Raw genomic sequence first — 13,827 nt, 5'->3', positions numbered from 1 at the left:
TCGATGTAGTCGTCGTGGTACGAGCGTTTGACGAAGCCCAGTTCGCTATTGAAGCCTTGGGTGTTGGTAGTCGAGCCTGCGTCGTAACGGAGGTCATTGCCACCTAAGAGGACGTACGGTGTATATTTTTTCCAGACTTCGTGATCTTCCCAGCCGGCATCGCCGTGGTTGCCCCCAATAGGAGCGTTGATAGCGGCATTGCTGATACCGTTTTCAGCGTTCCAGGTAGCTACAGCAGTGTCAAAACCGCTGGTGGAGGCCGTGTCTGTAACATCTGTGACGGTGCTGATGGCGCGGTTGCGCTGGGAGGTCATGAGCTTGGTCGCCGGGATGACGGTGCCCTTACTGTCTTCCGGGATGTAGAGCACGATCGTTTCCGGATCCTGTTTCTTGATGAGGACGTCGTAACGGACGAGGCCCGGCGTAACGACGTAGTCGCGGCCACTCATCATGGAGTACGTCGTGTTTTCATCGGTGGTGACGCCGTTGGCGCTGTCGTGGATGAGGTTGATGACCTGGCCCGGACGGATTTGCGTGTTGTTGTAGACGCCAGCTGTGATGGCGGCGCCGCTGACGTCGGCGTTGTTTGTGACTTCAATCATCGTTTCCCCTGCCGTTGTGCCTTCGGGGACGTAGAAATTGAGGTTTTGGAAGTAGCCCAGGTTACGGACGGTATTTCCTTTATTATACATATTCAAGGTGTTGTCCTTGCTTTCGGTCTTACTGTAGCCGCCGTAAAGGCTCATGATGGCATTCACGTTCCCCGCATAGATGTTGACCGTATTGCGATCGGCAGCGCCGTCAAAGGCGTAGCCGCCGGCCATTACATTGAGGCCATCGATAAGGGTGCCCTGCGGGTCCACCAGGCCTCCATAGCCGTCATAGCCGCCGTAAACGTTGACCGTATTGTCGCTAGCATCACCCGAGGCTGTTTCCCCGCCAACCAGGGCAGACGCGACATTGCCATAGGTGGTCACCGTATTGCCGCTGGTATCGCCTTTGATGTTGTTTCTGCCGCCAAAGACAGCTTCTGCTGTGACGCCCTGGCCCAGGGTAACCTGGTTGTTATTTGCCGTGCCTTCCCGGCCGCTCAGATCATCATCGTATTCGTTAAAAGTGCCTAAGCGTCCACCGTACACAGCATCGATGGTGGCTGTGCCGCCGCTGATTTCTACTATATTGTCATCGGCACTGCCGGCACCAGTCGTGTTGCCTTCTTCATCGGTAAGGGCATACCCTTCCGAATAGCCGCCGGCAAGTTTTTTCGTATTGGTCAGGGTGGAACCGTTAGATATAACCTTATTGCCATCAGCCTGGCTGTAACTAACACCGCCGAAGATGTCCTGGGCATCCTTAACGCTTGTATTGGTCAGGGATAGGGTATTTCCAATGGCAGAATCGCTGGCAAAGCCACCTGCAAGAAGAGAGTATTCTTCACTTACAGGTTCGCCATCAATACTCGTCTGGTAGGAAAGTGAGCTGTCCGTAATGTTCAAGGTATTATTTTCAGCGACCCCATCCGTATAGGCATTTATTAAATGTGCTATATTGGTAATCGTAGCATTGGTCAGCGTAGAAGTATTATCCTTTGCAGTATCACCGCTGTAATTTATATACATGATTTGCAGGTCCGAAAGTGTAGAATCACTGATGGAAAAGGTGTTATCGTGGACATTTGTTCCACCTTCACCCATCATTCCAGTCCCAGAGCCGTTAAAATATAAGGTGCTGTTCGAGATAGAGAAGCTATTCCCGGTGTTTTCTCCCGTGCTGTAGCCACCATATATACTGGAAATCCCCTTGATATTCGAGGTATCGATGGTGTAGAAGCCGTTCTTGACTTCCCCATCTTCTGTTTTTGCACCGTAAACATTGAGCTCTGTTCCTTGGATATTGGAACGAGTGATGGAAAGGGTCGTATCCGAGGTAGAGCCTGCGTCCGTTATGCTGCCATCAATTTCTTTGACATTGGTGGCTTTAGTATTCGTCAGCACCAGCGTATTGCCGCTGGAGCCATCCTGGCCGATGCCGCCTACCATGGTAAGATTAGAAACGGTTTCGCCATAGGACTCAGCCGTGGTGCCTTCGAGGATGACATTTGAAACGGAAACGATATTGTTATTGGTCTGTGCTGTCTGCCCCTCCGGCGCAAAATTGTTTGTCAGGGACGCCTTACCGCCTACTAAATAGCTAAGGCCGGTAATGGTCGTGGTCTCAGTGCTAGTAATAGTGACCTTGTTTCCAGAAGCCGAGCCATTCGTCGCCTGGCCGCCTACAATGGCTCCGTCAAGAACATTTGCCTCATCACCACAATCTGCATAGTGATTACGGTCTACATCTTCACTGCCCAAGGCAACGGAGGTATCTTGCAGCATTACGGTATTGCCTCTGGCTTCTCCCATGCCAAAACTGCCAAAAATGCTGGAAATTTCATTTCCAACAGTGCTGTCTTCCACGTAAACGGAGTTATTGCTGGCAATGCCTCCGGCTAAATGTACATCTTTGTCTGAAGCTTTAGGGCCAGCCGGTATCGTCAAGAAAAAGGGTTGACATTCAGCCACGCCGCCGGCAATGATGTTGGTATAGCCATAGTCGGTAAGATAAGAAAAGTCTTCCATATTCGTGTCTGCACCAACGTTACTGCTGTAAATATAGACCTGGTTTCCCGTCACATCATCGGTGTACGCTTCCCCGCCGATGACCACGGAGCCGATGGTGGGACCGGACGTGCTGCCTTTGGTTCCGATTGTCACGATATTATCGGTTGCCTGCGCTGTCCAACTATAATCATAGTAACCGGGGTAGTACGAAAAATGGTCCGTATTGATTCCATCGGAGTTGCCGCCCCAAACATTGGCAACTGTACCGCTGGTGATATTCACCGTATTTTGCCGTACATCCCCCCAGGCATAGCCGCCGATGACACCCTGAATGACGGTTTTCCCAGGTGCTGTTTCTTCAATATTAACGTCATTGCCAATGGCATCGTACCCGTGCGGCCAAGACTGGAAATCCCCGCTGGGATTAAACGGATCAGCGCGAGTGACGCCGCCGGCTGCTTCGTACAAGGTGCTGTCGGTTACGTTCACGGTATTATAATCGGCGTCACCCGATTCTTTTTCCAAATGGACACATTCTGCATACCCACCTACGACCTTAGAGGTTCCCGCTGCGCCGGTGACGTTGCTGATGGTCACCGTATTATGTAGTGCTTCCCCGGCCTGATTGAAGCCGCCGTATATGCCCTTAGTGAGTCCCAGGTTACGGGCCGTCACGGCATTATACGTGACGCTGCCGGCCGCTGCATAGCCGCCATAAATATTATTATAGTTACCATTGTTTCCTGCTGCGGCATAGGTCTTGGCGGTCTCTTGGTCTGCACTGGTGCCGATATAGACGGCATTGCCAGTAACGGTGGATCTGCCGGCATCTAAAGAGCCTTCGCCAGATTTAGTAGCCACATTTATTTCAAAGTCAATTCCGTGGGCGCCGCCGTACACAGTAACCGCCGTATTGTCCGCAGCGGTGGAATCGGTAATGGTCACCGTATTTCCGGAGATGGTAAAAACGCCAAAGTCCTGAGCCGGGTAGTGATAACGGTTATCATTTCCTATTACAGAACGCAAGTCGCCTTGTGCCTTATAATCGCTGAGGAAACCACCAAAAATGGTCGCACTGCCAGAACCACTGCCGATGGTAGTGTCTGTAATGGTAAGGGTGTTGTCCTTGACTTCTGAAGCATCGGCATTGAGGTTCGAGGCCACGACGCCGCCGTAGACGTTAGAGCCTGGATCCGCAGAAGTAATGGTGCCACCGGAGATGGTCAGGGTATTTCCTGAAGCTGTATTCGTGTCCGTATTGCCAATGGCCGGGTTGTCCGTATTGATGGTCGTCGTCTTAATGCCACTGACCGTCGTTTCCGTTTGGACCTGGTCACCACTGATGGTATCAGCTGCCGCTTGGACGGGCACAGCCTGGACGGAAAATCCCAAAATACTGGATAAAATAAGTCCACTAATGATTCTACTACTCTTTCTACTCTTTTGTTTCATTTTCATCCCTCCCCAGAATGCACGTACAAAAGATTAATCTGACTGTTTGCGAACCCCCAAAAACTTTGTCACGAACAGTATTATCTGTTTACATTATACTATAATTTATTATTATTTGAAATAGAAAACTTATATTTGCTTTAAACTATTACAAAAAACAATCTCTTTTGATTTTTGCCGTAGCAAATTGACCAAAAGAGATCGCTTTTCGTCTTTCCTATTGTCCTGTTTGGGACAGTCTGTCCACAAGCAAGACCATTATGGCGTTAGATTTTTCGCGTAATGGTTGCACTATACGTGAAGCCTTGTTTCATACCGGTCCAGCCAGTGACTCGTATATCAGCACCCCAGGGGTTTTCTTTCGTCGACTTGCTCTGCCAGCCCAGTTCCAGGAATTCGCTAGACCCTTTCATGCTGGCATCCGGTGTGGTGTAGTCCTGATAACGGGCCTTGGCTTTGCCGTCGAATTCGTAGTCCCAGCCAATGCCAGCGTAGACCGTAGTCACATCCCGGTCAAGGTGCTTCGTCCAGCGGAAGCCTAAGCGTGTACGCAGGGAATCTACGTGTTCCAGGTCATATTGGGCGTCGCCCAGTTCGCTGTGCAGGGTAACCGTATCGCCGTTCAGATGGGACCAGAAGAATTTCCCATACACGTTGTATTCGTTCGTGTCGTCCTTATAAATTTTGCCTAAGCCTACGTGAGCTGCAATGTAGGGTGAGCTCGAGTTATAGCTCATGCGGTAGCCGGCAATGCGGCCGCCGTAGTCGCCACTCATGCGGCCAGCCCGGACGAGGCCTTCGTAGTGAAAACCGTTGTTCATATCCCTGCGAACGAGAATGCCTGCACCGACATAATGCTGGCTGCCGTCACCGCGGGAACCGTTTTTCCAGCTCGTATAATTGCCTGTCCCATATTCGAGGAATGGCATGATCGTGTCAGCATATTCCTTTTGGAAGGACCGTTTGACGAACCCCAGTTCACCGTTGAAGCCGTTTGTGTCGATCGTCGAGCTCGTATTATAGCGCAGGTTGTGACCGCCGAGCATGACATAAGGCGTAAATTTCGCTTCTACGTCGTGTTCTTCCAGCCAGGCTCCCGGTGCGGCCGGTGCGTTCGGCTGCCAGGCCGTCCCAGTACTCGCGCTTGCCCCTGCAGACGGGGCTGCACTCGCTGCCGGTGCCACCATAGGCGCTTCACTGACCATGGGCGTTGCCGGTGCTGCTGCCGCCATAAGGGTATGCGACACGGCACTGCGAGCCAGCATAGGCGTTGCTACGGCCGAAGCCATGACGCCAAGCGTATCGGCTGCCGCATTTTCCGTCGTCCGCAGCATAGCCGCATCATGCTCTTCCTTCCACGCCGTGAGAGCCGCTTCAAGGCCGTCCGTGGCCGCAATATCGGAGCCGTTAGATACGGTCGAAGCCGCGCCGGCTTGCTGCGTAGAAATGATCTTTGTATCATCGCTGATGATGGGTTTGCTGTCTTCCGGAACGTAGAGAACGATCGTGTTGGCATCCTGTTTCTTTATGAACACTTCCCGTTGCAGGAATGCGCCGTCTGTGACGATATTCTTGCCTGCCATGACGCTGTACGTCGTATTGTCCGTATTAATTGGCTGATTGCCGTCATGAATCAGGTTGATGACCTGGCCCGGACTAAGCTGTGTCGTACTGTATACGCCGGCATTGATGGCCGCGCCGTGTACGTCGGCATTACCCGTTACTTCCAGCATAGTTTCTCCTGCCTTTGTATTTTCAGGGACGTAGAAATTGAGGGTCTGGAAATAGCCCAGGTTTTCGATGGCATTTCCCTTGGTGTAAAGGTTGAGCGTATTATCTGTGCTTTCAGTCTTGCTATAACCGCCGTAAAGGCTCATCATATTGCCTAAGGTACCGGCGTAGATACTGACTGTGTTTTCATTGGCAGCACCGTCTTTCGTATAGCCACTAGCTATAAGATTGCCGTCTGCCAGGTCATTACCGGTATCATCTACAGCGTTAGTCGTACCGATTTCCCCACCGTAAATGTCCAGTGTGTTGCCATTCGCGTCGCCAGCAGGCGTTTCCCCGGCAATGACGTTTTCTTTGATTGTGCCGCCATTAATAGTGACGGCGTTCTTCGACGAAGAGCCGCCCAGCTCATTATTGCCGCCTATGACCGTGCTGGCTGTAACGCCGTCGCCCATGATAACAGTATTGCTGTCTGTCGTGCCTTCTACGTCGTTTTTTGAATCCTCATTCCGTAGCCAACCTCCATAAATCCTGGAAACGTCGACAGAGCCACCGTCGATACGGATGCTATTGTCATCCGCACTAGGCAGAATAGTCTTTGTCTCATCGTCTCCGGCCGTTGCCGTATATCCACTTGATCCGCCTGCAACCAGAATCGTTCCCCCGTCATACTCGGAATTGGAAATGGTCGTATCCGAAATCGTGACGGTATTGTCAGTGGCTGTCACATCACTCATGCCTCCACCGATACCGATAACTCCTGATATATTGGCCTTGGAAAGGGTCAGTGTATTCTGGGTAGTCTGTTGCCATCCATAAGTACCTGCTATGACCCCATCTCCATCTATAAAAGAAAAGGACCCGCCTATGATGGAAAAGGCATTATCATGGGCATAGTTACCTGCTTCATTCCCCAGTATCCCATGACGCCCGGTAATGGTAACATTAGTCAATACTTCCGTATTGTTGTATACATCCGAATACCCAGAGGCACCATATAGCAATTGTAAGCCGGACAATGTGCTATTTGTAATGTACAGGTTATTATTAGCGGCTTCTGTTTCCCCTAGACTGCCTCTTACTAAAAATCCATCTTCATTAGTTTCATTAGATAGAATACTATCCGAAATAGTAAGTGTATTGCCCATGACCGGTCCTGATTCTGACATTGAACCTATTAATTCAGAAAGCTCAGCTAACTCCGTATGATTCGTTATACTAACCGTATTGTTATTGGCCTCTTTGTTTCCTGTATTCACAATGAACACCGATTCATTTCTAGTCTCTTCATCATATCGAAAGACCAGTTTACTATCTGTCAAAGAGAACGTATTGTTAGATGCCGAATCATTCTCCGAGTATGAGCCACTCAACGTAATCAAGTTCTTTGCATCGACGGTATCCAGTGTCGTTGTGTTATCATTTGCCGCCCCCCCATACGCTATGCTGTTGACCAAATTCACTCCCGATTTACCTGAAATAGACGTATCCGTAAGTGACAACGTATTATGTGATGCAGTACCCTCCCCTGTAGCGCTGGCAATGATCATTCCCGAATCCATTTCCACGTTGCTATTTGCGATAGATAATTGGTTGTATATGGCGTCTCCTTTATCCGTCATGCCGCCTAGAATCTTGTCCGGACTCGTAATTTTTACGGCATCCAAGGACACCGTATTATAGGAAGCACCTGTTTCGCCTCTGCCACCTGCGATGGAAAGTCCCGAAGAAGCGCCTGAGAGCTGGACTCCGGAAAGGGAAACCTGGTTACGGTCTGCTGCAGCCACAGAAGCAGCTTCATATTCATCATATGATATTATTCCTGCTATTCCTCCTGCTATATACGTAAGTTTTTCCATAGACGTTGCACCATTGCCTGAAATGGTAACTTTATTATCCGAAGCAGAGCCGTTCATGGCTTCACCACCAATGATGCGCCCGCCATATTCCCGCTTATCGTCCTTGAGCACCTTGCCCCATTGATTATATAGAGTGTATTCCAATACAACAGAATTACCTAATGAGACATTTGTATTTGCTAACGTGACAGAATTGCCATTAACACCAGAATAGCTCCAACCGCCATAAATAGCTGACACACCATCTGTAATCGTACTATCACTTATGTATACATGATTATTCGTTGCCTGAGAATTATTGTCAGCGAATTTATTTAATCTGACTATCGAAGCACTTCCACCGATACCGCCGGCAATAACATTTGAAAACGTTGGTAACACATAAGCATTATAATAGCTTTTATCTGCAAAATCGCCAATAGAATCAATAGATTTCTGTCCTACATCCGTGCCTACAGTACTGCCATAAATGTACACATTATTGTCTGTACTGCTGTCATAGAGCGCTTCACCCCCGACTACAGTCGTGCCGATAGACGGGCCGCCAGATGTGGTACCTTTTACGCCCAGTGTCACTTCATTTCCAACAGACTTACCGGGATAGCCCCAATATAGAATTTCACTACCGGAAAATCCGCCCCAAACAGCACCTGCCTTGCCGTTAGTCATGGTTACGCTGTTATTCGTCGTATTCTGATAGGCAACACCGCCAAAGACGCCACCGCTGATAAGCGTGCCTCCATCAAAGGATTCTTGAATCGATACGGTATTACCAATAGCGTCATGATAGTGACGGGCAGATTCAAAATCCCCATCATCATGACCACCATCGGCTGCAGCAATACCACCGGCTACGACATAGAGCGTGCTATCTGTTACGTTCATGTGGTTATTCGTCGCATCACCGCTTGTCGCATTGTACCCATTAGTACTACCGGCAACAGCCGTCACTTTGCCGTCCGTACCATTGACGCGCGTTAAATCTACTCTATTATCTGCAGCGCCGCCTTGCCCGCTATAGCCGCCATAGATATATAAATCCTTGCCAGCCGTAATATCAGATAAGGTCACCTGGTTGGCATCAGCCGTCATACTCTTGGTATAGCCACCGGCAACGATGTTAGTCAGCGTGCTGTTGCGGACGACGACCGTATTATTGGCAGCGGTGCCTTTGCTGGTGTAGCCGCCATAGACACTATCGTAGGCGCCATTATCAGCGGACGTGGCATACGTACCAGTTGCTTCTTCAGCCGCGCTGGTTCCGATGTAGATGGCATTATACGTCACCGGTGCATTGGCAGTCACGTCAATATCAGATCTATAATCTCTCCAGTTTGGACTGGAACCAATCAGTCGGGAAGCACCGCCATAGATAGACACAGTCGTCCCGTCTGCAGGCACTGCGCCTTCGACAGTCACTGTATTATGGGAAATAGCAAAGGTTTCTGTCGCTTCCGGTGTGAAATGATTACCCCAAGTATTTATTTCTTCTTTGCTGTAGGTGTGCGTATCTTCATTCGCATCTACCACATAGGCACCAAAAACGTTGACACTGCCCGTACCGTCACCGATAATGGTGTTGGTCAGGTTTACTGTATTATTGCTGACCTGAGTCAGGTCCTTGTTGTCTGTCTGCTGCAGGACGACACTGCCAAAAATATCCGTCCCCGGAGCCGCTGAGGCAATTATGCCACCTGTAATGTTCACAGTATTGTCCGAGGCATCGGCGGCGCTCATGGTAGCTCCATTACCGATGGCTGGGTTGTCTGTATTAATAGTAATAATCCCGTAGCCACTGGCTGTATCATATTTTGAAGCCGGCTGATTTTCTACTTGTACTGCATCGCCACTGATGTTAATAGTTGCCGCCTGGACGGGCAATACTGGCATTGTAAATCCTAACAAACTCGATAAAATCAATCCTGATAATACGATGCTCTTACTTTTCATATGAATCTCTTCCTTCCCCAAATTCACGCACGATGCAATCCTGAATCCAGCAAAAAAATAAATTTCTTACCCCCATGTTGCAGATGTTCAGGATATGTTCTTACTTACATTATACTATGATTTATATTAATATGAAATGATTATTTCTTAAATGTTATATTTTGTTGCAAAAAAAAGAAACAGGCCTCTGTCCGGGGAGAAAGGCCTGTTTCTTAAAGGTGAGGATGGTAGTAAGAGGTTGTATGAGATACTATGATCATCCCATATTGAGGCGGCTGAGGAGCTGATCAATCTGGGCTTTCATCTTATTGATTTCTGCTTGTTGCTGATCAATCTGTTTTTGCTGTGCTGTGACTTTTGCTTGCTGTGCCGCTTTATCCTCTTTGACCTGGGCCAGTTCCGTCTTCAGCTGTCCGATGATCTGAGAGGCCTGAGTCGGCGTGTAATATGGTGTAGAGCTGCCACTGCCTACCTTGAAGGTGACGCCGGCATTAACCATATTGTTATCGTTGCCGACAGTAGCGCCGATGCTGAAAATAGTCGAGGCGTTGGGATGATAGAAGGCACCGAGGGCAACGGCGTTAGCCGAGCGGTAATTGCCATAGCCCAGGGAGAAATCCCATTTGTCGTCTGGATTGAAGTCTGTCGGATGGAGGGCTGCCAAGGCAGCGGCGCCAGCGCCGACTTTATCGATGCGGCGGTCGAGACCGTCTACACGACGGCTCAAGCCGTTAATTTCATTACCGAATGTATCGTTGAGGCCGGTGAGCTGATTTTGCAGGTTGTAGATCTGGCCGCCATTGACGGCATCTTTCGAGCCTTAAGCAATGGAACCGTCTGCGACGTTGGTAATCTTTTGGTTGTTCATGTCGATGCCACTGAAGTTGATGGTCGGGCCATTGGTAACACTGATTTTATTGACGTTAGTAATGCCGTCCGAGTTGATGGTCGGACCATCGGTGACACTAATAGTATTTGCATTAGAAATACCGTTGGAATCGATGACCGGACCATTGGTGACGGTGATACTATCGACGGAAATATCTTTATTGAGGCTGACGACGAGGTCTGTGCCACTCGCGGTGGTTGTAATGTTTGTTTTATCACCGATGATACTCAGATAATCCGTCGTGCTGACATCCGTTGAGTTTCCTGCATCATCAGTAATGCGGGTACCAATGACAGCAGCCGCACCCTGACTGACGGTAGAGGTAGCAGCCGCCGCCATCAAGATAACTGGCGATGTACCCGGGCTAGTGCTGCCTGTACCGGTACTTGTGCCTGTTCCGGTTCCCGTACCCGTTCCAGAACCCGTATCGGACGTAGTCGGCAGTTTTACGGTACCATTCTTTTGGAAACCAACAACGTTGGTACCGGTATTCAAGAAGTTGGCACTGATGTTATACGAACCATCTGTATTCTTCACGACACGGATACCGTTACCGGCAGTAATGGAAACGTTGGAGCTGGTGCTCTTAGAAGCTAAATCTTTCAGCTGGGCCACGTTGACAGCATCCGTATCGGCTGTACCAGCGGCCACACCTGTAATCTGGCGAGTAATATTATTGGCTACGTCACCAACAGAAACAGCGGCTGCTGTAGAATTCCAGGTACTACCCGTTTTCGTCCCACCAGTCGGGACATAACCGGCTACTCCGGCGCCTGTCACAGCAAGAGAACCATAACCTAAGGCCACGCCACCGGCGACACTGGCATTGGCATTGTAGCCCAGGATAGTGACGTTATCTACGCTTGTCGTCAAGGCATTTTCTGCCGAGCCGAGGATGACGGAATTATCCACATCCGTGAGGACCCGGTTATCACCTAGGAGCTGGGTATAGCTGGAATCGGTCATCGTATTTCCTGAACCGATGGTCGTCAGATGTTCCCCGCTAGTCGATACGTTCGTGAAGCCATCCAGTAATGTATATGTATCCTTCGTCGATTCGTTGTTGACGCCCATGAGCTGCGTATCTGTAGACGAATCAACCTGGTTGCCACCACCGATAACCATGGCTGCGCCGCCAGAGCTTTTACGAACGCCTTCAATCAGGGCATTTTGCATCGCCGTAACGGATGCTGCCGGTTCTTCAAGCGACGAGGCATCAAAATCTTTAATAGAATCTTTTACGGTGTTACCAGCACCCAAAACCACGGAACCATTACTTGCCGTAACCTTATTTGCAACGCCACCAATGTAGTTCGCTACACCGGAAGTACTATTCCAGTCGTTCATGGACTCATTAGAGTTAAAAGTGCCAATAACTGTGGCAAACCCGTTTTTCAAGGGGTAACCATTGGGATAGGGTGAGGATTGAATATTATAGCTGCCATAGGTCGTCGCAAAAGGTCCATTCGTGTAGGAGTTAGTACCAACGTTGGTACTGGCTACACCGTAAGAAAGCAAAGTAGGCTTACCGGTTTTATCATAAGACGCAACAGTATCGCCAATGGCAATATTGTTTTTTTCCAGTGTATGATCACCTATGACAATAGAACCCGTCCGAGCATAGGTGTTTTGTCCAATAGCAATAGCTGACGGCAAATTTTCCTTAGCTGCACTATTGCTATGGATGTTGTAGCCTGTTTGAATATTCCAAATGAAAACCTGTTTATATGTAGGATCTACCGTCTCCCCAAAGGACATAACCGATTCCTGGGTCCCGCCGCCGATAAAGACCTTCGAATTTTCCCCAATGGCGATGTTCGTGCCTTTATTTGCCGGACTAATATCGTATGTGATTTCACCGGTGGTATTCCCATCTGCATCCTTCGATACGATATCGTTTTCACTCGTTACTGCCAAAAGATCCGTAATCGGTTGGGTTGTTTCTGCCGCCGCATACAATGGCAACGCCCCGGCGGTCAAACAGAGTACTGCCAGGAGCGAGCACGCTCGGCGTACGTGATACCAATTGATACGCTGCAGTTTCTCCCCAGATCCTGCACTGCGCTTTTGGTATATTGTAGAATTATTTGATATAGTTTTTCCCATACAAAATTGACACTTCATCTCTAACACCTCCCATGTTATACGATGGATGATCAATTAACTATTTTTATTCTTTTCTATCTCCTATACTTATATGTTATCATAAGTATTACTAAATTGCAATAAAAAATTTTAATTGTATAATAAAAAATTAATTATGATTGTTTTTTGTATACATGGACAATCATATGTCCGTTTATTACAAAAAATATAGTAAAATAAATATATTTTTTCTTACCATAAAATATTTATATAGTAAAAATAATCACCTTTTCTTTTTAATTACTCTTTCTTTTCCCGCTCGAGATAAAATAGAAATATCTTTGTGAGACCTATTACCCATAAATAATCGTGATTTATTAAATTATATATTTTTATTAGGAGAATTTATCATGTCCTTAGTCATAACCTTGGATGGGTCAAGTCCGTCCATCCAATACTTACAGAAAAAAGACAAACGTCTGGCCAAGGTCATCTCCATGGTCGGCCCCTTGACCTATGAGCCACACACGGATAATCCCTTCCCCTTCCTTATCCATGAGATCATCGAGCAGATGTTGTCCATCAAGGCCGGCGCCAAGATCTACGGCCGTCTCGTAGAACGCTGTGGTGGCGTCATCACGCCGGAAGCGTTAGGCCAATTATCCTTAGAGGAAATCAGGAGCGTCGGCACATCGCAGTCAAAGGCTAAGGCCATTGCTGCTGCGGCTGAAGCTGTACGCTCAGGACAGCTGGATTTCCGGCGTTTCCCAGAGCGTACCGATGAAGAGGTCCTGGCAGAACTGCGTACCTTACCGGGTATCGGCCCCTGGACGGCCAAGATGTACCTTCTCTTCGTCCTGGACCGTCAAGACATCCTTCCGTACGAAGACGTAGCCTTCCTCCAAGCCTACAGCTGGCTTTACAAGACAGACGACCGCTCCCGCCAGGCCGTAGAAAAGAAGTGCCGCAAGTGGAAGCCCTATTCCTCTATTGCTGCACGCTATTTATATAAAGCCTATGATAAAGGACTGACGAAGGAAGAATTCCATTTGTTTAAAGACTAAGGAAAGCTGGTGCCAGGAGATCTACAAGTTCACTGCTTCCTAGCCGGCACGTTTTTTCCTTGAGGCACGTCTGAGGCACCAGCCGTAGTAGAAACTAAAAGTTAATACAGAAAAACTAAACGGGACTTCTGACGAGATTCCTCTTTCACTATACTAAAAGAGTACAAACTGTTAGGTTTAGATAAAGAAGGAGGAAA

5 protein-coding genes are annotated in these 13,827 nt (G+C 48.6%); 1 reads left to right on the top strand and 4 read right to left on the bottom strand.

Annotated features, from left to right (window positions below):
* The 4 genes from PGX44_RS06930 to PGX44_RS06915 all read right to left on the bottom strand — a co-directional run.
* Positions 1-4,052, bottom strand: a 4,052-nt coding sequence (locus PGX44_RS06930) for a beta strand repeat-containing protein (protein WP_498854785.1), incomplete at its 3' end; no start/stop codon positions are given.
* Between the two features lie 266 nt (positions 4,053-4,318).
* Positions 4,319-9,532, bottom strand: coding sequence for a hypothetical protein (locus tag PGX44_RS06925; protein WP_498854784.1), 5,214 nt, complete (start codon positions 9,530-9,532; stop codon positions 4,319-4,321).
* A gap of 316 nt (positions 9,533-9,848) precedes the next feature.
* Positions 9,849-10,319, bottom strand: coding sequence for a YadA C-terminal domain-containing protein (locus tag PGX44_RS06920; protein ID WP_498854783.1), 471 nt, complete (start codon positions 10,317-10,319; stop codon positions 9,849-9,851).
* Between the two features lie 93 nt (positions 10,320-10,412).
* Positions 10,413-12,398: a beta strand repeat-containing protein gene (locus tag PGX44_RS06915; protein ID WP_498854782.1), complete on the bottom strand. Its 1,986-nt coding sequence runs from the start codon at positions 12,396-12,398 to the stop codon at positions 10,413-10,415.
* A 578-nt stretch (positions 12,399-12,976) separates the two neighbouring features.
* On the opposite strand from PGX44_RS06915, the gene PGX44_RS06910 reads away from it, so the two are divergent.
* On the top strand, positions 12,977-13,630 hold the full coding sequence (locus PGX44_RS06910; RefSeq protein ID WP_498854781.1) for a DNA-3-methyladenine glycosylase family protein: 654 nt from the start codon (positions 12,977-12,979) through the stop codon (positions 13,628-13,630).
* Positions 13,631-13,827: the final 197 nt, after the last annotated feature.

It is taken from the genome of Caecibacter sp. AF58-12pH5A (assembly GCF_027681725.1).
Classification (GTDB): Bacteria; Bacillota; Negativicutes; order Veillonellales; family Megasphaeraceae; genus Megasphaera; species Megasphaera hominis.
This window is presented reverse-complemented; position numbering and strand designations above follow the sequence as displayed.

Excerpts from the sequence above, each read along its gene's own strand:
- PGX44_RS06925 (WP_498854784.1), bottom strand. The coding sequence starts at position 9,532 with ATGCCAGTATTGCCCGTCCAGGCGGCAACTATTAACATCAGTGGCGAT.
- PGX44_RS06910 (WP_498854781.1), top strand. The coding sequence starts at position 12,977 with ATGTCCTTAGTCATAACCTTGGATGGGTCAAGTCCGTCCATCCAATAC.